The 21,176-nt window shown below is 70.1% G+C and carries 10 protein-coding genes and 3 pseudogenes; 5 read left to right on the forward strand and 8 right to left on the reverse strand.

Annotated features, from left to right (window positions below; all coding sequences use genetic code 11):
- The first annotated feature begins 45 nt into the window (after positions 1–45).
- Genes ACWPXE_RS08505 through ACWPXE_RS08515 form a run of 3 tightly spaced genes read left to right on the forward strand, consistent with a single transcriptional unit; the run spans position 46 to position 5,242 of the window.
- Positions 46–1,557, forward strand: a complete 1,512-nt coding sequence (locus tag ACWPXE_RS08505) for a tetratricopeptide repeat protein (protein WP_454017459.1) — start codon at positions 46–48, stop codon at positions 1,555–1,557.
- A complete protein-coding gene (locus tag ACWPXE_RS08510) occupies positions 1,554–3,338 on the forward strand; it encodes a tetratricopeptide repeat protein (RefSeq protein ID WP_454017460.1) in 1,785 nt (594 codons plus the stop codon). Before ACWPXE_RS08505 ends, ACWPXE_RS08510 begins: the two co-directional genes overlap by 4 nt.
- Positions 3,339–3,355: 17 nt before the next feature.
- Complete coding sequence (locus ACWPXE_RS08515) at positions 3,356–5,242, forward strand: O-linked N-acetylglucosamine transferase, SPINDLY family protein (protein ID WP_454017461.1); 1,887 nt, start codon at positions 3,356–3,358, stop codon at positions 5,240–5,242.
- Positions 5,243–5,261: 19 nt separating this feature from the next.
- Here ACWPXE_RS08515 and ACWPXE_RS08520 read toward each other — a convergent pair whose 3' ends face one another.
- Positions 5,262–6,575 (reverse strand): tetratricopeptide repeat protein, encoded by a 1,314-nt coding sequence (locus ACWPXE_RS08520; protein WP_454017462.1) that lies wholly within the window; start codon positions 6,573–6,575, stop codon positions 5,262–5,264.
- A 503-nt stretch (positions 6,576–7,078) separates the two neighbouring features.
- Here ACWPXE_RS08520 and ACWPXE_RS08525 point away from each other — a divergent pair.
- Positions 7,079–14,908 carry an Ig-like domain-containing protein gene (locus ACWPXE_RS08525; RefSeq protein ID WP_454017463.1) on the forward strand — a complete coding sequence of 2,610 codons (7,830 nt, stop codon included), beginning with the start codon at positions 7,079–7,081 and terminating at the stop codon, positions 14,906–14,908.
- A gap of 166 nt (positions 14,909–15,074) precedes the next feature.
- Here ACWPXE_RS08525 and ACWPXE_RS08530 read toward each other — a convergent pair whose 3' ends face one another.
- The 7 genes and pseudogenes from ACWPXE_RS08530 to ACWPXE_RS08560 form a co-directional block, all read right to left on the reverse strand.
- A complete protein-coding gene (locus tag ACWPXE_RS08530; RefSeq protein ID WP_454017464.1) occupies positions 15,075–15,278 on the reverse strand; it encodes an acyl-CoA dehydrogenase family protein in 204 nt (67 codons plus the stop codon).
- Positions 15,279–15,355: 77 nt separating this feature from the next.
- Positions 15,356–16,240 (reverse strand): annotated as a pseudogene (locus tag ACWPXE_RS08535) (acyl-CoA dehydrogenase family protein); the annotation flags it as partial.
- Between the two features lie 6 nt (positions 16,241–16,246).
- On the reverse strand, positions 16,247–17,122 hold the full coding sequence (locus ACWPXE_RS08540; protein ID WP_454017465.1) for an HpcH/HpaI aldolase/citrate lyase family protein: 876 nt from the start codon (positions 17,120–17,122) through the stop codon (positions 16,247–16,249).
- 37 nt (positions 17,123–17,159) lie between these two features.
- Complete coding sequence (locus tag ACWPXE_RS08545) at positions 17,160–17,315, reverse strand: hypothetical protein (RefSeq protein ID WP_454017466.1); 156 nt, start codon at positions 17,313–17,315, stop codon at positions 17,160–17,162.
- Between the two features lie 319 nt (positions 17,316–17,634).
- The gene (locus ACWPXE_RS08550; protein WP_454017916.1) at positions 17,635–18,003 is read right to left on the reverse strand and encodes an FAS1-like dehydratase domain-containing protein; all 369 of its coding nucleotides are present in this window, start codon (positions 18,001–18,003) and stop codon (positions 17,635–17,637) included.
- A gap of 82 nt (positions 18,004–18,085) precedes the next feature.
- A pseudogene (locus tag ACWPXE_RS08555) lies at positions 18,086–19,261 on the reverse strand (CaiB/BaiF CoA transferase family protein); the annotation flags it as partial.
- Positions 19,262–19,465: 204 nt separating this feature from the next.
- On the reverse strand, positions 19,466–20,230 hold the full coding sequence (locus ACWPXE_RS08560) for a LysR substrate-binding domain-containing protein (protein WP_454017467.1): 765 nt from the start codon (positions 20,228–20,230) through the stop codon (positions 19,466–19,468).
- Positions 20,231–20,713: 483 nt separating this feature from the next.
- On the opposite strand from ACWPXE_RS08560, the pseudogene ACWPXE_RS08565 reads away from it, so the two are divergent.
- Positions 20,714–21,154 (forward strand): annotated as a pseudogene (locus ACWPXE_RS08565) (2Fe-2S iron-sulfur cluster-binding protein); the annotation flags it as partial.
- Positions 21,155–21,176: the final 22 nt, after the last annotated feature.

A 21,176-nucleotide genomic window follows, 5' to 3' on the forward strand; every position in this document is an offset into this window, starting at 1 on the left:
TTCCAAACCCATTTGCCGGGTCGACCGATTGGATGGAGAGGGTGGGTGATCGAGGCGACGTTCGACGGGTCCGGCGAAGCGTTCGACCGGTGCTTCGGCTCCGGCCTGCGTCATGTCGACGCCGGATCACTGGAGGCGGCGGCTTGCTCCTTCCGAACGGCGGCGGCGATCCGGCCGGAGCATCCGGTGGTCTGGTTCGTCCTGGGGCTGGTGCTGCGCGGCCTGGGGCTCGGGGACGGCGCGGCGGTGGCGCTGCGGGTCGCGCATCGCCTGCGCCCGGACGACGCCGACACGCTGTTCCAGTGGGCGTCGTTGCTGATCGAATGCCGACGGACCGGGGAGGCGGTGGCGCCGCTTCTCCGTCTCGTGGCGTTGCGGCCCGGTTACCCGGACGCGGCGTTCAGCCTCGGCAACGCTCTGATGGCCGTGGACGAGCCCGAACGGGCCGAGGCCGCCTACCGGCTGGCCGTGCTGCTGGAACCGGGCGCGGCGGCGGCCAACAACAACCGGGGCGCGGCGTTCCTGTCGCAAGGACGGCCGGAGGACGCCACCGTGAGCTATCGGCGGGCCGTCCGGCTTGAGCCGGGCTCCGCCGAGCATCACAAGAATCTCGGCGTCAGCCTGCTCACCACCGGAAACTTCGCGGAGGGCACGGCCGAGTATGAATGGCGCACCCGCCAAGCCGTCTGGCAATGGAACCGCGACCGTCCCGGCACACCGCTGTGGGACGGCGGCCCGCTTGCCGGCAAGACCATCCTGGTCCATTTCGAGCAGGGGCTCGGCGACACCGTGCAATTCATCCGCTACATGGCCGTGCTCAAGGCCATGGGCGCCCGCACCATTTTCGAATGCCAGCCGCCTCTCAAGCGCCTCCTCGCCGGCGTTCCGGGCATCGACGCGCTGGTGGCGCGCGGCGAACCGCTTCCCGAGGCCGACTGCCTCCTGCCCCTGATGAGCCTGCCCAATCGCTGCCGGACGACGGTGGCGACGATCCCCGGCGGCGTTCCATACCTGCGGGCCGATCCGGACCGGGCGGCGTTCTGGCGCCGGCGGATCGCCGAGGCGGGGCGGCCGGGCGACTTCCGGGTGGGCATCCAGTGGCGCGCCGCGGGGGCCGACCGCTCGATTCCGCTGGAACGCTTCGCGCGCTTGTCGCACCTTTCCGGGGTGCGGCTGTACAGCCTGCAAAAGGCGGACGAACCCGGCCAATGGGAGCGGCCCGACGACCGGCTGGGAATCGTCTCGCTGCCGGACCGGGATGGAAAAGGTGAGGATGAGGGGTTTGTCGACACCGCCGCGATCATCGAGGGCATGGACCTGATCGTCGCCTGCGATTCCGTGGTCGGCCACATCGCCGGCGCCATGGAGCGTCCGGTGTTCCTCGCCTTGCCGTGGCTGGGGGACTGGCGCTGGATGCGCCTCCCCGACCACACGCCCTGGTACCCGCAGACCCGGCTGTTCCGCATGACGCGCCGCAACGATTGGGACGGGGTGATGGCCCGGATCGCTGCCGAGATTGCCGCCGTGGTCGCCCGCCGCGCCGTGGGGGTGTCATGACGGACAGGATCGAAGGGGCGTCCCGGCTTTACGGCGCCGGGCGGCTGACGGAGGCCATCGACGCCTGCCGGGCCGTGCTGGCGGTGGAACCGGGGCGTTTCGATGCGCTCAACCTGCTCGGCGCCGCGCTGTTCTCGACCGGCCAGGACGGCGCCGCCAGGGAGGCGTTGTGCGACGCGGTTCGCATCGTTCCGGGTCACGCCGCCGCGCTGACCAACCTCTGCATCGTCCTGCAACATCGCCGGGAGTGGCCCGCTGCTGCCCGCGCGCTGCGCACTCTGGTGGCGGTGCAGCCGGAGTCCGCGGTCGTCTGCAGCCGGTTGGGCACGGTGTCGCAGGAAATGGGGGACCTGGACGGTTCCGCCCGGTTCCTGCTGCGCGCCGCGCGCCTCGATCCCGGCCCGAGCGTGCAATGGCACAATCTCGGCCTGATCCGGATGCTCGCCGGTGACTTGGCGGCGGCTTCCCGGGATTTGCGCCGGGCCGTCGCCATCGCGCCCGAGGGCGCCGTCGCTCAGGTCCAGCTTGGCGAAACGCTGCTGAGGCTCGGTCGGGTGGACGAGGCCGCCGGGGTTTTCGGCCGCGCGCTCCGGCTCGACCCGACCGCCTCCCAGGCGGCCAATGGTCTGACGCGCTGCACGCGCTACCGCGTCATCGGATCGGCGGCGCACGTATCCGGATCGGGGCTGGCGGTCCGGGGGGCCTTCACAAGCGCCACGGGCTACGGCCGTTTCTGCCAGCGCTTCATCCGGACGCTGCGCCGGCGGACCGTGCCCCTGCAGGCGATCGGGATCTTCGGTCCGGAGTCCTGGGAGGAGGATCTCGGCCCGCCGGCTCCCGCCAAGGCCCTGGTGAACTTCCTCATCCCGCTGGCGGTCGAGCGGGTGCCCGGCCTGGCGACGGTGACCTTCACGATGTTCGAGGGAACCCGGATACCGCCGGCATGGCGGCGCCAGAGCGAGCACAGCGACCTCATCATCGTGCCCAGTGAATCGTCCCGTGCGGCCTGGGCGGCGCAGGGCTTCCCGGAGGATCGCCTGCGGGTCTGCCCCTTGGGGGTCGACCCGGAGGACAGCGCCGCCGACGGCCCCGTGCCGACCCTGGTCGATACGCGCGGGCGTCGGGTTTCCAGCTACCGGCACCGTTTCCTCAACGTTTCGGATTTCATTCCCCGCAAGAACATCGACGGGCTGCTGCGGGTCTGGCTGCGTGGAACGGCGCCCGCCGACGATGCGGTGCTCATCCTGAAGCTGGGCAACGGAAAAAACCCGGCGTTCGGCGCGGAACTCGGCGATCTGGTCCGGCGGACGGAAGCCGCCGTCGGAAAGCGGATGGCCGACGCGGCGCCGGTGGTGCTGATCAACCAGCTCCTGTCGGACGCCGACATGACGGGGCTGATGCGGGCGGCCAACCATTACTGGAGCATGTCGCACGGCGAGGGCTGGGACCTTCCCCTCTCCAAGGCGGGTGCCATGGGCTTGAGCCTGATCGCGCCGCGCCATTCGGCCTATGTGGATTATCTCGACGACCGGGTGGCCCGCCTGATCCCGGCGGCCGTCCGCCCCGCGCGCCTGCCCTACAGCGAGCAGGCCTACCCGCCGTTCCACGGGCTCGACTGGTGGGACCCGGACGAGGACGCGGCGGCGAACATCCTGACCGCCATCATCCGCGGCGACGACATCGGCCATCCGTCGGCCCGCGACCATCTGGTGCAACGCTTCCCCTGGAGCCGCGCGGCGGACCGGCTGCTCGCCATCCTCGACGACGCGGGCCTGCGCTGATGGAGGACCCGGCCGGAATGGCGCTCCAACGCTTCGCCGCCGCCCTGGAGCATCACCGGGCGGGCCGGCACGCCGATGCCGAGGCCGCTTACCGGGCGATCCTGCGCGACGATCCCGGACACGCCCATGCCAACAACAATCTGGCCATCCTGCTGCGCGGCACGGGGCGGTGGGAGGAGGCCGCCGCCTGCTACCGCCGGGCCGTCGAGGCGCTGCCAGACGACGCGCCGATCCGCAGCAACCTCTCCTGCGCGCTGGCCGACCTCGATCGGCCGGCGGAGGCGCTGGCGGCGGTGCGGGTGGCGCTGTCCCTGTGCCCGGACTACGCCGACGCTTGGTTCAACGCCGGCAACCTCCTGAAGACGGAGCGGCAGCCCGAGCGGGCGATCGCCGCCTACCGCCGGGCGGTGCGGCTGAAGCCCGGCATGGGCGGGGCCCACAGCAACATGGGCGACGTCCACCGCGACCTCGGGGAGTCGAGCCGCGCCGTGGACTGCTACCGGATGGCGATGCAGGCGCAGCCCGACCTGCCGCAACCCGTCGTCAACCTCGGCGAGGCGCTGAAGGAGCAAGGACGGATCACCGAGGCCATCGCGGTCTTCCAAAGCGGCGTCGAACGCCATCCCGATCTTGCCCTGCTCCATTCCAACCTGCTGTTCGCGCTGCACTACACGCCCTGGGTGCCGCCCGAGGTCATCGCCCGCGCCCACGCGCACTGGAACGAGCGGCACGCCCGCCCGCTGATGCCGCTGGACCGGGGATACCTCAACGATCGCAACCCCGGCCGCCGGCTGCGGGTGGGCTACGTCTCGCCCGACTTCCGCGCCCACGCCTGCGCCCATTTCATCGAGCCCCTGCTGCGCGAGCACGACCGCGGTGCGGTCGAGGTGTTCTGCTACGCCACCTCGAACCATCACGACGCGATCACCGAACACATGAGGAGTCTGGCCGACGGCTGGCGGTCGTTGACCGCCCTGGATGACACGGCCGCCGCCGCGCTGGTCGAGCGCGACCGCATCGACATCCTGGTCGATCTGGCCGGCCACACGGCGCACAGCCGGCCATTGCTGTTCGCCCGCAAGCCGGCCCCGATCCAGGTCGCCTGGCTGGGCTATCCCGACACCACCGGCATGCCGGCGATCGACCACCGCCTGACCGACGCGGTTGCCGACCCGCCCGGCCTCACCGACGCTTGGCACGCCGAGCGGCTGGTCCGCCTGCCCAAGGGGTTTCTCGCCTTTCAGCCGTTGCGCTTCGTCACCGCGCGCGACGAACCGCCGGCGCTGGCCAACGGCTTCGTGACCTTCGGGTCCTTCAACAACGCCGCCAAGGTGACGCCGGAGGTGGTGCGGGTGTGGTCGGCCATCCTGGCGCGCGTGCCGTCCGCCCGCCTGATCCTCAAGAGCCGCGCCTTCGCCGACACGCCGACGCGGGAACGCTATCTCCGGCAGTTCGCCGGCAACGGCGTTGACCCCGGCCGTGTCGATCTGCTTCCCCCGATGGATGTGATCGATCATCACCTGCAGGCCTACGACCGGATCGACATCGGCCTCGATCCCTTCCCTTACAACGGCACCACCACCACCTGCGAGGCGTTGTGGATGGGGGTGCCGGTGGTCACGCTCGCCGGCCGTCATCACGTTGCGCGGGTGGGCGCCAGCCTGCTGTCCCAATGCGGGCTGGACGCGTTCATCGCCACGGACGAGGCCGGCTATATCGAGGCGGCCGTCGCCCTGGCCGGGGACACCGGGCGCCTGACCGCGCTGCGCCGCGGCATGAGGGAACGGATGGAACGCTCGGCGCTCAGCGACCATCGCGGCTTCGCGGCAGCGGTCGAGGCGGCCTACCGCGACATGTGGAGGCTCTGGCTCGGGGGTGATCGGGGCGCGGCGGCGGAATGCTGAGCGCCCGACGCCGGCCGTATCACCGGCCGGTGCGGCGGCGGACCTCCTCGCGTAGGGCGTCCGCCGCCCGGGCGAACACCGGCTCCCAATCCTGGTCAGGGCCTTGGCGGAACAGCCGCATCGTCGGGTACCACGGCGTGCGATCACCGGAAAAGCCGTAGATCCAATAGGGAACGTGCTGCACGAGGTTCCAGACCGGCTTGCCGAGGGACCCGGCGAGATGCGCCACCGAACTGTCGGTCATGATGACGAGGTCGAGCTGTTCCAGCATCGCCGCCGTGTCGGCGAAATCGTCCAGGTCGGGGCCGAGCGGCGTCACCAGGTGTCCGGCGACGCCGCTGTCCGCCAGTTCGGCCTCGGGCGGCCCCTTCTGAAGGCTGTACAGCCGCACGCCCGGCACCTCGGCGAAGCGCAGGAACCGGGCGAGGCTGGTGGCGCGCCGGCCGTTGTCGCCGAAGGTCACCCGCCCCGACCACACGATCCCGACGCGCAGCGTGCCCGGTTCCCGCGCGCCGAGCCGATGGGCGGCCTTCGCGCGGGACGAGTCCGGAACGGTCAGGGGCACCGGCGGCGGGACCGAGGCCAGCGTGGTACCGAACAGGCCCGGCAGGCTCATTTGTGACGCCTCGACGTCGAAGGCCGGCGGCGGGGCTCCCGGTTGCAGGACGGCGTCCACGCCCAGCCCCGACAGCACCCGGCGCAACTCCGGATGGCAGTCGTACAGCACCCGGCCGCCCCGCTCCCTGACCAGCGGCACGTAGCGCGCCGCCAGGATGGCGTCGCCGAATCCCTGCTCGGTGAACAGATACAGGGTGCGCCCATCCAGAGATCCGCCGTTCCAGGCCTGTTCCGAAGGTGGCCGGCCATGATAGGCGGCGAGCCCGCGCCGCGCCTCGTAATCCGTGAAGCCGTGGACGTAGTCGCCGATCTGGAGCCGGGCGAGCGCCCGCTCCCACCGCAACTCGGGCGTGGCGGTCCCGTTCGCCGCCACCCGCTCGATCATCGCGAGCGTGTCCTTGAAGCGCCCCGCCTTGCGCAGGGCCACGGCGCTGTTGAAGAGGAAGGCCGGGGCTTGCGGTTCAAGCCGCAGCGCCTCCGCATGCGCGGCCAAAGCTTCGTCGAACCGGCCGGCCTCCACCAGGGCGTTGCCCAGATTGCTCCAGATGCTGGCGTTCTCCGGCGCGACCTCCAAGCCCCGCCGGTGGCAGGCGATGGCGCCGTCCAGTTTTCCCGCACGGCGCAGAAGGTGGCCGAGCATGCTCCAGGCGGCGCCGTCACGGGGATTGGCCGCGAGGAGGGCCTCCAGACTGGTCGTGGCCTGCGCATGATCCATCCCCGTCCCCCCCGGCTGGCCGTGGCCGGACCGCCAGACCACGCTTGCGACCATAGACTCGTTTGATCGCGTGACTGTCAACCTCCCGCCCCGGTGGACGATGCCGTGACCGGGCAATCGCACGCATGAACGCAATCTTTGGATTCATACTGATGCATTTTGTAATCAATAGCCATTTTTACGAATACGCCGTTACAAAATGACTTGCCTATCTCCAGAACAGGTCAACTAAGACGCGACAAGTGAGGAGCGGCATGGGCAAACGATCGTGATTCATAACCGTCCTGTCCCGTGAAGCTGAAGTGCTGTGTCATCAACGCGCCAAACTGGATTTGGCCGGCAGGATCAATGCCACCACAGGAATTCGGGTTTTGGGCAGGCTGACGCCGATAAAGCATTAACTTTATTTACCCGCTTTTAAGAGGTAGTGGCCAGTCTGTGGAGACTGCCACGCTCTTGCTGCCACGGCTGCGGAGCCAAAACGCCGATGCAAGAGGGATGAGATGGCTGCTGGTGGAACACTGACGCTCGCGGGCGGCTCGGACTATGTGTTCTCTTCGACGGAGGCTTGGTCAGGGATCGTCGGCAACGGCAGCACCCAAGGCGTGCGGCTCAACACCCAGGGGCAGACCCTGACCGTCTCCAACCTCGATCGCCTCATCGGCGGCACATCCAGCACCAGGAAGGACGTCGTCACGCTGGCCGGTACGGCCGGCAACACGATCACCGTCCAGGCCCTCGAAACCCTGATCGGCGGTTCCGGCAACGACCGGGTCCTGCTGACGTCCACCGGCGCCACCATGGTGGTGGAATCGCTTGAGACGATCCTCGGCACGAACACCGGCACCGCCCTCATCACGCTCGCCGGCACCACCGGCAACACCATGTCGGTGGGCTATCTGAAATCGATGGTCGGCAGCGCCGGCAAGGACGTCATCAACATCAACGCCGCAGGCTCCGTCGGCAGCACCATGGCGGTGGCCCTGATGGAGACGCTGATCGGGACCGACGGCCTGGACCTTGTCGCCACCATAGGCGGCACCGGCGGCAACACGATGTTCCTGGAAGGCATCGAGATCGTCCTGGGGAACGCCAGCGCTTCCGTTAATGATGTCGTCCATCTGGCCAGCGGCGGCAACACGATCGGCGTCGCCTTCCTTGAGACCCTTATGGGCGGCAGCGGCAACGATGTCGTGACGATGTCCTTCAAGACCGGCTCGGCCGATCTCCAGACCACTGCCGGCACACTTGCCGTGTCGTCGATCGAAACGATCGTTGGCGGAACCGGCGGCCGAAACACCGCCATCCTCCTCGACGTCGGCAACACCATCACGGTGGCGAGCCTCAGCACCCTGATCGGTGGCGGCGGCAAGGATGTCGTCAACATGACGCTCCGGGACGGGACGGCCGTCGTCGGCAATGGGCCGATCCCTTGGAACACGACCGGCAGCACGATGCTGGTGTCGCTGCTCGAGACGATCATCGGCACCTCCGGCGACGACGTGCTGGTCGCGCTCAACAACGATGGCATGACTCTCGCGGTTTCCGCGATCGAAGGCGTCGTCGGAAGGCTCGGCACCGACGTCGTCCAACTCGCCAATGGCGGAAACACGATCCAAGTGGGGTCCCTGGAATCCGTGATCGGTGGCACCGGCACCGACGTGGTGACGGTGCGCACCAGCCAGGGCACCACCATGACGGTGTCGGCCGTCGAATCCATCGTCGGAAACGCGGGCACCGACGTCATCCAACTCGGCGCCGGCGGCAACACGGTCCAGGTCGAGGGGCTGGAAACGGTGATCGGCGGCACCGGCAACGATGTGGTGACCATCACCGATACCGCCGGCACCGTCTTCGTGTCCGGTGTCGAGACCATCTACACGCCCTATCAGACATTGACGCTGAGCGGTACGGACACCTACGTCTCCCTGCCGCCGGTCGCCACCGACACGACACCGCCGTCGATCACCGCGGTGTCGATCCCGGACGCGGTCATGAAGATCGGCGACACGGTGACCGTGACCATCACCGTGGCGTCGGACAGCGACACCTACACGCTGGGCACCGGCAGCACGGTCGGCGGCTTCGCGCTCGGCAACCTGACCAAGGTCGACGCGACGACCTACACCGCCACCTTCACGGTGACCAGCGGCGGCACCGACGTCGCGGCGGGTTCGGACGTGCCGGTCAACATCGTGCTGACCGACAGCGCCAGCAACTCCAACACTCCCTACACCACGGCGATCAGCCAAGGCGCCGATCGCATCGATGCGAACCGGCCGACCATCGCCTCCGCGGCGGTGAACGGCACGACGCTGACGGTGACCTTCGCCGAAGCCATGTCGGCGAGCAGCGCCGCCGGCCTGACCGTCACGGTCGCCGGCCAGACCCGCGTCGCCACCTATGCCAGCGGGTCCGGCACCGCCACGCTGACCTTCACGCTGGCCTCGGCGGTCACCCACGGCGAGACGGTGACGCTCGATTACAACCCGGGCACAGGCACCCTGACCGACACCGCGAGCAACGCTCCGGCCAGCGTCACCAACCAGTCCGTGACGAACAGCACCCCGGCGCCCGACGCGACGCCGCCGTCGATCACCAACGTCACCATCCCCAACCAACCAGCCAAGGTCGGCGACACGGTGACGGTGACCATCACCGTGGCGTCGGACAGCGACACCTACACGCTGGGCAACGGCAGCACGGTGAACGGCTTCGCGCTCGGCAACCTGACCCGGCTCAGCGCGACCACCTACACCGCCACCTTCACCGTCACCGCTGACGGCCAGCGCACCGGCAACCTCGCCGCCAACCAGGACATCCCGGTCAACATCGTCCTGGTCGACAGCGCCAGCAACGCCAACACCCCCTACACCACCCCGATCAGCCAGAACAACGACCGCATCGACACCAACGCTCCGCCGGTCCTGGCCGTCCCCACCATCCCGCCGACCCTCGTCGACACCGCCGCCAACGACACCTTCCCGCTGATCGACGGACAGCTCTCCGCGACCGATTTGGAAGGTGACACGCTGACTTACTCCATCGCCGGATCGCAGGCCTCCCCGCTCCAGTACGGCAGCGTCACGCTGAGCAACGGTGTCACCTACGACACCTGGTCCACCGGGCCGGGCGGCACCTCCTACGTCAACAGCCAGACCGGCCACTACGCCTACGTGTTCGACGCCGCCTTCCTCAACGGCGTACCCGCCGGGCCGATGCAGGGCACCAGCACCTTCACCGTTTCCGACGGCAACCGGACCGTCGAGAAGCAACTCACCCTCAACTTCACCGGCGCCAACGACAGCCCGATCCTGTCCAACGACGTCCGCAGCCTGACCGCCATCGACCAGGGCATCGCCGACGCCGCCAACACCGGGACGACGGTCACCGCCCTGCTGGCCTCCGCCGGCACCGCCACCGACGCGGAATACAACAGCCCGTTCCCGCTCGTCACCGTCGTTCCGCTGGGCATCGCCGTCACCGGGGTGACCAACACAAACGGCACCTGGCAGTACAAGATCGGCACCGGCGCCTGGACGGACATTCCCACGGGCTCGTCCAACGGCTCGGCGCTGCTGCTCGCCGGGTCGGACCGCGTGCGCTTCGTGCCGAGCGGGTCGGGCTTCACCAACACCGACACCGGCGGCCTGACCTTCAAGGCGTGGGACCTGACCAGCGGCACGGCGGGCAGCACCGCCGACACCAGCACGGACGCCTACAGCACGGGCAGCGCCACCGTGACGATCACCGTCGACGCCGTGCCGACCCTGACCGCGACCGGCGGTAGCAAGACCTTCGGCGTCGGGGTGGATGCGTCGACCAGCCTGTTCAGCGGCGTGGCGGCCTCCACGGTGGAGGCGGGGCAGAGCTTCCGCGGCGCGGTGTTCACCGTCAGCGGCGTGGTCGACGCCACCGAGGTTCTGGCCATCGGCGGCACGGATGTCGCCCTGACCAACGGCGCCACCGCCACCCTGACCGGCCTGGGCGCTTCGGGCGGCAACGCCAGCGTCACCGTGTCGGTGGTCGGCGGCGTCGCCACGGTGACGGTCAGCGGGCTGGAGCGCAGCGACGCGCAGATGAACGCGTTGCTTGGCGGCGTCACCTACAAGAACACCAGCGCGACGGCGACGCTGGGCAACCGCACGGTGGCCATCGCCGGCCTGACCGACAGCGGCGGCGCCACCGGAAGCGCGACCATCTCCGGCGTCAGCGCGGTGGTCAACGTGGCCGACGTGACGGCTCCCGCGGTTCCGGTCGTCACAAGCGCGGCGCTGACCAACAGCGCCACCCCGACCCTGGCCGGCACGGCGGAGGCCGGCAGCACGGTGACCGTCACGGTGGGTGGGGCCACCTACAGCACTACCGCGACGGGCGGGACCTGGAGCATCAACCTCGCCACGGCCACGCCGACCGCCGGGTCGCTGAGCCTGAACGCCAACGGAACCAACCCGGTTTCGGTCACCGCCACGGACGCATCCAACAACACGTCCACTCCCGGCACGCAGACGCTGACGGTCGATACCACCGCTCCGACCGCTCCGTCGGTGACCTCGGCGGCGCTGACCAACAGCGCCACCCCGACCCTGGCCGGCACGGCGGAGGCCGGCAGCACGGTGACCGTCACGGTGGGTGGGGCCACCTACAGCACCACCGCGACGGGTGGAAACTGGTCGATCAACCTCGCCACCGACACGCCGACCGCCGGGGCGCTGAGCCTGAACGCCAACGGCGCCAACCCGGTCTCGGCCACGGCCACCGACGCCGCCGGAAACGTGTCCGGCCCTGGCACGCAGTCGCTGACCATCGACACCACCCCGCCCAACGCTCCGACCGTCACGACGGCGCTGAGCAACAGCACGACGCCGACCCTCACCGGCACGGCGGAGGCCGGCAGCACGGTCACCGTCACGGTGGGTGGGGCGACCTACACCACCACCGCGACGGGTGGAAACTGGTCGATCAACCTCGCCACCGACACGCCGACCGCCGGGGCGCTGAGCCTGAACGCCAACGGCGCCAACCCCGTCTCAGCCACCGCCACCGATGCCGCCGGAAACGTGTCCGGTCCCGGCACGCAGTCGCTGACCATCGACACCACGCTGCCCAACGCCCCGGTGGTGACCAGCGCCGCGCTGAGCAACAACACGACGCCGACCCTCGCCGGCACGGCCGAAGCCGGGGCGACGGTGACGGTCACGGTGGGTGGGGCGACCTACACCACCACCGCGACGGGTGGAAACTGGTCCATCAACCTCGCTACCGACACGCCGACCGCCGGGGCGCTGAGCCTGAACGCCAACGGCGCCAACCCGGTCTCGGCGACGGCCACCGACGCCGCGGGCAACGTCTCCACGCCGGGCACGCAGTCGCTGACCATCGACACGACACTGCCCAACGCTCCGACCGTCACGACGGCGCTGAGCAACAGCACGACGCCGACCCTCGCCGGCACGGCCGAAGCCGGGGCGACGGTGACGGTCACGGTGGGCGGCGCCACCTACACCACCACCGCGACGGGTGGGAACTGGTCGATCAACCTCGCTACCGACACGCCGACCGCCGGGGCGCTGAGCCTGAACGCCAACGGCGCCAACCCGGTCTCGGCGACGGCCACCGACGCCGCCGGAAACGTGTCCGGCCCTGGCACGCAGTCGCTGACCATCGACACCACCCCGCCCAACGCTCCGACCGTCACGACGGCGCTGAGCAACAGCACGACGCCGACCCTCACCGGCACGGCGGAGGCCGGCAGCACGGTCACCGTCATGGTGGGTGGGGCGACCTACACCACCACCGCGACGGGTGGAAACTGGTCGATCAACCTCGCCACCGACACGCCGACCGCCGGGGCGCTTAGCCTCAACGCCAACGGCGCCAACCCCGTCTCCGCCACCGCCACCGACGCCGCGGGCAACGTCTCCACGCCGGGCACGCAGTCGCTGACCATCGACACGACACTGCCCAACGCTCCGACCGTCACGACGGCGCTGAGCAACAGCACGACGCCGACCCTCGCCGGCACGGCCGAAGCTGGGGCGACGGTGACGGTCACGGTGGGCGGCGCCACCTACACCACCACCGCGACGGGTGGAAACTGGTCCATCAACCTCGCTACCGACACGCCGACCGCCGGATCGCTGAGCCTGAACGCCAACGGTGCCAACCCGATCTCTGCGACGGCGACCGATGCCTCGGGCAATGTCTCGGCGCCGGGCACCCAGTCGTTGGTCATCGACACCACTGCGCCGAATGCTCCGGCGGTGACCAGCGCGGCGCTGAGCAACAGCACGACGCCGACCCTCACCGGTTCGGCCGAGGCCGGCAGCACCGTCACCGTCACGGTGGGCGGCGCCACCTACACCACCACCGCCACGAACGGCGGCGCCTGGAGCCTCGACCTCGCCACGGCCACACCGGTCACCGGCACGCTGAGCCTCAACGCCAACGGCGCCAACCCCGTCTCGGCCACCGCCACCGATGCGGCGGGCAACACCTCGATCCCTGGCACGCAGTCGCTGACCGTCGACACCACCCCGCCGACGGCCACCGTGCTGTTCGAGGACGACAGCATCGACGCCATCGAGCAGTCCAGCGCCGCCTTCACCATCAGCGGCGGCGAGGCCGGGACCAGCTTCACCTGGACGATCACCTCGACCGGCGGCGGCCAGGTCACCGGCAGCGGCGTGATGAGCGGTCCGACCATGCGGGTGACCGGGCTGGACCTCTCCGGCCTGGGCGACGGCACGCTCACCCTGACCCTCGGCCTGACCGACCCGGCGGGCAACGCCTCGCCGCCCTTCACCGCGGCGACGCAGAAGCTCACCGCCACCGCGGAGAAGCCCGCCCCGGTCGCCCCGCCGCCGACGGCCACCGTGGACGGCGCCACCGTCAACGGCTCGATCACCACCGGCGACGACGGCAAGCGCGTCACCACCGTGACCATCGCGGCCAGCAACGGGGAGCGGGTCGAGGACACCAGCACCGCCAACGCCGACCTCGCCGACGTGCCGGTGGTGCGCGAGCAGGTGGTCGACCGGCAGACCGGTGCGGTGTCCACCGTCACCACCCTGACGGTCAGCGTCTCCAACGGCGTGGCCGTCACCACCAGCGGCAGCGCCGAGCGGCAGACCGCCGCGGAGGCGCAGACCGGGCTGACCGGTCTGATCGCCGCCATCGAGGCGCGCACCGACGCCGGCACGGCCTCGCGCGGCAACCTGACCGGCGGCGGCGACGGCTTCCTCTCGGTGCTCTCCGCCCAGGCCCAGCTCCTGGTGCGTGCCATCGACTTCAGCACGCCGGGTGCGACCGCCGGCCAGGCGGTGCAGACCAAGGTGACCGGCAACACGCTGGGCGGCACCGGGGTCGCCAGCACGGCGCCGACCGCGGTGGTGCTCAACACCTCGGCGGCGGCGGGTCCGGTGACCATCCAGCTCGACAACGTCGAATTCGCGGCGGTGGTCGGCAACGCCACGCTGGTCGGCGGCGACGGCGAGCAGATCGTCTACGGCGACGACCACCAGCAGTACATGTACCTGGGGGCCGGCGACGACATCCTGCACGGCGGCGGCGGCAACGACACGATCGCCAGTGCCGGCGGCAACGACACGCTGTACGGCGACGACGGCGACGACGTGGTGATGGGCGGCGAGGGCGACGACTGGCTGTTCGGCGGCGAGGGCAACGACCTGGTCGGCGGCGGCGTCGGCAACGACGCGCTGTTCGGCGGGACGGGCCACGACATCCTGTTCGGCGAGGACGGCGACGACACGCTGACCGGCGAGGAGGGCGAGGACACGCTGTCCGGCGGGGCGGGCAACGACCTGCTGTTCGGCGGGGCTGGCAACGACTTCCTGATCGGCGACGCGGGCGACGACACGATCAGCGGCGGGGCTGGCAACGACGTGGCGCTGGGCGGGGCGGGGCGCGACCTGATCGGTCTCGGCGCGGGCGACGACTTGGCCAGCGGCGACGGCGGCGACGACACGCTGTTCGGCGAGGACGGCAACGACACGCTGTTCGGCGGGGCGGGCAACGACCTGCTGAACAGCGGGTCGGGCAACGACGTGCTGTTCGCCGACGGCGGTGCGGACACGCTGTGGGGCGGCGCCGGAGCGGACGTCTTCGCCTTCGGGCGGGCGTCGGGCGGATCGGTGGTGATGGACTTCCAGGTCGGGGTCGACCGTCTGGCGCTCTACGACGCCAGCATGGACCTCGGCGCGGTGATCCGCTCGGCCCGGGTGGAGGGCGGCAACACCACCCTCGACATCGGCGGAGGCAACCGCATCACCATCCTCGGCCAGACCGGCAACGCCGCCGGCTGGTTCGGCTGAGGCGGCGGGGCCGGAGCGCACTCCAAAAACAAGGCGGGTGACGGGGCCTTCCGGGCTCCGTCACCCACCTTTTCCTTTTCGGGCGGCGGATCAGCTCAAACCCGGAGGCGGCTTTCAGGCCACCTCCGGCACCGATGAGGAATTGCGCCCGGGAACACCTGTCCGGTCAGTAGGACTTCGGCAGGTCCAGGACATGCTCCGCGACATAGGCCAGGATCAGGTTGGTGGAGACGGGCGCCACCTGATACAGCCGGGTCTCGCGGAACTTGCGCTCCACGTCGTATTCGCTGGCGAAGCCGAAGCCGCCATGGAACTGCAGGCAGGCGTTCGCCGCCTCCCACGAGGCCTTGGCGGCGAGGTACTTCGCCATGTTGGCCTGGGCGCCGCAGGGCTCTCTCCCGCGTCGTAGAGGCGGCAGGCCTCGAAGCGCATCAGGTTGGCGGCCTCGACCTCGATGAAGCTCTCGGCGATGGGGAACTGCACGCCCTGGTTCTGGGCGATCGGGCGGCCGAACACCTGACGGTCGCGGGTGTAGTCGCAGACCTTGTCGATGAACCAGTAGCCGTCGCCGATGCATTCCGCCGCGATCAGCACCCGCTCGGCGTTGAGGCCGGTCAGGATGTACTTGAAGCCCTGGCCCTCCTCGCCGATCAGGTTCTCCGCGGGGATTTCCAGATTGTCGAAGAACAGCTCGTTGGTCTCATGGTTGACCATGTTGCGGATGGGCTGGACGGTCATGCCTTTCTGCATCGCCTCCTTGATGTCGACGATGAAGATCGACATGCCTTCCGACTTCTTGCGCACCTGATCGAGCGGCGTGGTGCGGGCCAGCAGGATCATCAGGTCGGAATGCTGGACGCGGGAGATCCACACCTTCTGCCCGTTGATGACGTAGCGGTCGCCCTTCTTCTCCGCCCGGGTCTTGATGCGGGTGGTGTCGGTGCCGGTGGTCGGCTCGGTGACGCCCATCGACTGGAGGCGCAGCTCGCCCGCCGCGATCTTCGGCAGGTAGCGGCGGCGCTGCTCCTCCGAGCCGTGCCGGACCAGCGTGTTCATGTTGTACATCTGGCCGTGGCAGGCGCCGGAATTGCCGCCCGAACGGTTGATCTCCTCCATGATCACCGAGGCTTCGGTCAGGCCGAGACCCGAACCGCCGTATTCCTCCGGGATCAGGGCGGCCATCCAGCCGGCCTTGGTCAGCGCGTCCACGAATTCCTCGGGATAGCCGCGCTCCTCGTCGATGCGGCGATGGTACTCGCTGGGGAATTCGGCGCAGAGCGCGCGCACGGCGTCGCGGATCTCGTCGAAGCCCTGACCGATGCTGGTCTTCATGTCTCGTCACCCTGCGTTTTTGATTGTAGCGGTGGTGCGCGCCAGGATGGCCTTCGCCCGCTCGGCGACGGGGCGGTCGACCATGCGCCCGTCCACCGACACGGCGCCGCGCCCCGCCGCCTGGGCCTCGTCCCACGCCATGACAACCCGCCCGGCCCAGGCCATGTCGGCGGCGGAGGGGGCGAAGACGTCGCGGACGACGGGCAGCTGGGCCGGGTGGATGCACAGCGCGCCGGTCATCCCGACGGCCCGCGCCTGCGCCACCATGGCGCGGTAGGCGTCGAGGTCGCGGAACTCGGCCAGCGAGCCGGGCAGGCCGATCGCCGCGAGACCGCGGGCGGCGGCCACCAGCGCGATCTGGCGGCAGGGCAGGGCGAGCAGCGCCTCGGTCGGCTCCACCCCCAGCGTCAGGGCGAAATCCTCGCTGCCCAGCGCCAGGGCCGCCACGCGCGGGACGGCGGCGATCTCGCCCAGCCGCTCCAGCCCCAGCGGACTCTCGACGAGGGCGACGAGGCCGATGGCACCCGGCGTCAGGCTGCGCTCCGCCTCCCACTCCGCGATCATGGCGGAGAGGACGCGCAGCGCCCCGGCGTCCTCGGCCTTGGGCACCACCAGGGCGACCACGCCGGGACGCACCGCGGCCTCCAGATCGGCGACGGCGTCGCGCCAGCCGCTGTTGATCCGCACGAGCACCGGCGCGCCCAGCCCGTGCAGCCGGTCGATCGGCGCAGGCAGCCCGCGGCGGGCGTCCGGCTTGCCGGCGGGCAGGACCGCGTCCTCGAGGTCGAGGATGAGGGCGTCCGCCCCGCGCTGGTGGGCCTTCTCCAGCAGCTTCGTGTTGTCGGCCGGGACGAAGAGGTAGGATTGATACGGCAGGGACATCAGACGCCTCCTCCAACCGTGCCGCGATGCGCCGCCGTCATGACCGTTCGGCCTCCAGCTCGGCGGACATCGCCACGAAGCCCTCGTGGTCGGTCACCCACAGCGTGGCGCCGGTGGCGGTCGGGGCGCCGCACAGGGTCAGCGGATGGATGTCGAACAGCGGCCGCTTCGCCCGGAAACGGAAGCCGGTCACCCGCGCCCCCGGATTTCACGCAGGAACAGGTCCATCAGCATGGTGGCGCTGAGCGGGCCGTGGAACACCAGCCCCGGATAGCCCTCGACGTCGCGGCAATAGTCGCGGTCGTAATGGATGCGGTGGCCGTTGAAGGTCAGGGCCGAATAGCGGAACAGCAGCACCGGATCGGGCTGGATGCGCCGCTGCCACACCGCCTCGCCCGCCGGGCGCTCGCCGGGGACGGGGGCGTCGCCGGGCTTGGCGGCCTCGCGGTAGACGATGTCATGGAATTCGGTGATGGCGACGCCGGCGGCGGTGCTGATCTCATGCCGGACCTTCACGAAGACCATCCGGCCCGACCGGCCTCCTTCGGGGTGACCTCCTCGATGGTCGAGCGGCGGGTGATCGCCTCGCCGCTGCGGATGGGGCGGTGGAAGGTCAGGGTGTCGCCGGCCCACATGCGGCGGGGCAGTTCCACCGGCGGCAGGAAGCCGCCCTTGTGCGGGTGGCCGTCCTCGGCGATGTCGCGCTGAAGCGCCTTCGGCAGGAAATACAGCCAATGCCCCAGCGGCGGCACCTCGCCCGCCGGCCAGGGCGGGGTGTCGTGGTCGAGCATCGCCGCCAGTCCGGTCAGCGCCACCGGCGCCGCGACGTCCTCGGCGCCTTCCGACCGGCCGATCCAATCGCGCAAATGGTCCATGCTCATGTTCCCCCTTATTGTTCGACGGTTTGACGCCGGACGGCGTCGATTCGAAGATCTCACGCCGGACGGCGTCGGTGTGTTGGCCCAGCGCCGGAACGGCGCCGGAGGCGTAGGGTCGGCCGCGCACCTGCACCGGCGGCGCCACCACCTCGACCGGTCCGCCCGGCGTCTCGGCGGTCACGCGGCGCAGCTGCGCGTGGGTGGACAGGTCCGCCACCTCGTTCAGCGAGCCGAAGGCGGTGCGCGCGCGGTTGAGGCGGCGCACGGCCTCGGCGTGGTCCATGGTCCGGAAGATGGCGGCGACAAGCGCGTCCAGCTCCGGCCGGTTGGCGACGCGGCGGTTGTTGGTCGAGAAGCGCTCGTCCGTCGCCAGCTCCGGCCGCAGCAGCACGTCGGCGCAGAAGGCCACCCATTCGCGCTCGTTCTGGATCGACAGCACCACCTGCCGGCCGTCGGCCAGGGCGAAGGCGGAATAGGGGCGATGCTCGGGTGCATCAGCCCGACCCGACCCGGCGCCTTGCCGCCATGGTCGTGGTGCATCAGCGGCACCATCATCCACTCCGCCAGCGATCGAACAGGGAGACGGCCACCGCCGATCCTCGCCGCTGCGCTCGCGTTCCAGCAGCGCTTGGAGAATGCCGGTGTAGGCGTTCATGCCGCAGGCGATGTCGGCCACCGACACGCCGACGCGCCCCGGCTGGTCCGGCGACCCGGTGATGGAGGCCAGCCCGGTCTCGCTCTGCACCAGCAGGTCGTAGGCCTTCATGTCGCGGTAGGGGCCGTCGTCGCCATAGCCGGAGATGTCGCAGGTGATCAGCCGGGGATGGCGGCGGCGCAGCGCGTCCGAGCCGAAGCCGGCCCGCTCTGCAGCACCCGGCGCCAGATTCTGCACGAAGACGTCGGCGCGGGCGATCAGCCGCTCCAGCAGCTCGGCGTCCTTGGGCGTCTTGATGTCGAGGACGACCGACTCCTTGCCGCGGTTGAGCCAGACGAAATAGGAACTCTGCCCGTGGACCACGGCGTCGTAGCCGCGGGCGAAGTCGCCCTCCGGCCGCTCGATCTTGATGACCCGCGCCCCGGCGTCGGCGAGGCGCGACGTGCAGAGCGGCGCCGCCACCGCCTGCTCCAGCGAGACGACGAGCCGTCCCGACAGAGGTAAAGTCATTCTGGAAAGCCTCCGCTGTGGGCCTGTGCCGATCGTCCGTGACCGGGATGGTAAACAGCCGGACCGGCCCCGATCCAATACAGATGGGGCATGCATCGCATAACGAAGCGCTATGAGGCCGAGGCGGCTACGAGGACGCCGCTTCTTCGTCCAGCAGGAGGGTGCCGGGCCAGTCGCCGCCGCCGACCAGATCGCGCACCACCCGCAGGAAGGTCTCGCGCACCGCTGCCGCAGCCTCGGTCACCGGGGCGCCGCGGGGCCGGCAGAGATGGACCGAGCGGCGCAGCGACGGCGAGACGATCAGCCGGGCGGAGACCTGGCCCGTCCGCCATTCCTCCTCACCGCCGAGATCGGCAGGACCGAATAGCCCACCCCCTTGGCGACCAGCGCCTTGATCTGAGGGAGCCCGTTGATCTCCACCGCCACGGTGACGATCGTGCAGGTCTCGCGCGCCACCCGTTCGATGCGGTCGCGCAGATTGTGCGGGCGGCTCGGCAGGATCAGGTCCTTGCCGGCCAGTTCGTCGAAGGCGATCTCGCCATCGTCACCGCCCGGCGGCCCGATCAGGTAGAGGTCCTCGCGCACCAGCGATTCCGCCAGCAGCGTGCGCGACCGCGTCACGTCGTAGATGCAGCCGAAATCCAGCCGGTCGTCGTTCAGCCATTCCAGGATCGTCCCGCTGAAGGACTCGACCACCCGCAGCGACACCTGCGGCAGCTCGGCGCGGACCGCCTGCACCAGGGGAACCGCCGCCACCAGCGCCACCGAGGAGGTGAAGCCGACGGTCACCAGCCCGCTCGGCGTGCCCGAGCAGTTGCGCACCTGCTCGGTCGCCTGGGCGACGTGGCGCAAGATGATCTCCGCGTGCTCGTACAGCCGGGTGCCGGCGGCGGTCGGCTTGACCCCATGGACGCCACGGGTCAGCAGCTTGACCCCGAGGCCCGCCTCCAGATTGCGGATGTTGTGGCTGAGGGCCGGTTGGGCGACGTTCAGCTTCTGAGCCGCGGCCGTGAAGGAGCCTTCATCGACGATGCCGATGAAATACCGCAACTGACGCAGATCCAACGCTCACCTTCCTTTGCTCAGCCCTTTGCCGTGGGGCGATGAGCCCCGGCGTCGGCCAATCATGTCGGTGCGTCGCAAGCGGATCAAGGCGAGTGCATGAGAAAGCGCCGGGCAAACCCGGTTCAACCGTCCACAGGGCCGCTGCGTTCCATTGATCCGTTTCATAAGACTTATCAGAGACCGGCGGGTAATCCACGGACCGGCACGGCCTAGCTTTTCCCCATCCGCACAAGCGGATGAGCCGTCCGCACGCCTGCGCCCCGCCCCGCGGGGCCGGGGTCACAGCCAGGAAGGGAAGAGGATTCCACCGATGCACTATTCCGGCGACCTCGACATGACGCGGCGCGGCCTCCTGCTTGGGACCGCCGCCACCGCCGCGCTGACGGCGGCGCCGTTCCGGGCGCCGGCGCGGGCGGCCACCGTTGGAGAGACCGCCATGCCACCCCCGCGACCGGAGCCGAAGCGTCCACTCTGTCGCCCGTCCTGTCCAAGGTCACCTTCACCGTGAACGGGCAGCGCCGCGACCTTGAACTCGACACGCGGACGACGCTGCTCGACGCGCTGCGCGAGCATCTGCACCTCACCGGCACCAAGAAGGGCTGCGACCACGGCCAGTGCGGCGCCTGCACGGTCATCGTGGATGGGCAGCGGATCAACGCCTGCCTGACGCTCGCCGTGATGCACGAGGGCGGCAGCGTCACCACCATCGAAGGGCTGGGCCTGCCCGGCAGGCTGCACCCCATGCAGGCGGCCTTCGTGGAGCATGACGGCTACCAGTGCGGCTACTGCACGCCGGGCCAGATCTGTTCGGCGGTGGCGATGCTGGACGAGATCAAGGCCGGCGTGCCCAGCCACGTCACCGCCGACCTCAACGCCGCACCGCAGGCTACGGTCGATGAGTACCGGGAGCGGATGAGCGGCAACATCTGTCGCTGCGGCGCCTATT

Source organism: Azospirillum sp. Marseille-Q6669, assembly GCF_965111635.1.

Coding starts and splice junctions, on each gene's coding strand:
- ACWPXE_RS08530 (WP_454017464.1), bottom strand. CDS start 15,278: ATGGCGAAGTACCTCGCCGCCAAGGCCTCGTGGGAGGCGGCGAACGCC.
- ACWPXE_RS08520 (WP_454017462.1), bottom strand. CDS start 6,575: ATGGATCATGCGCAGGCCACGACCAGTCTGGAGGCCCTCCTCGCGGCC.
- ACWPXE_RS08525 (WP_454017463.1), top strand. CDS start 7,079: ATGGCTGCTGGTGGAACACTGACGCTCGCGGGCGGCTCGGACTATGTG.
- ACWPXE_RS08540 (WP_454017465.1), bottom strand. CDS start 17,122: ATGTCCCTGCCGTATCAATCCTACCTCTTCGTCCCGGCCGACAACACG.
- ACWPXE_RS08550 (WP_454017916.1), bottom strand. CDS start 18,003: ATGAGCATGGACCATTTGCGCGATTGGATCGGCCGGTCGGAAGGCGCC.
- ACWPXE_RS08510 (WP_454017460.1), top strand. CDS start 1,554: ATGACGGACAGGATCGAAGGGGCGTCCCGGCTTTACGGCGCCGGGCGG.
- ACWPXE_RS08515 (WP_454017461.1), top strand. CDS start 3,356: ATGGCGCTCCAACGCTTCGCCGCCGCCCTGGAGCATCACCGGGCGGGC.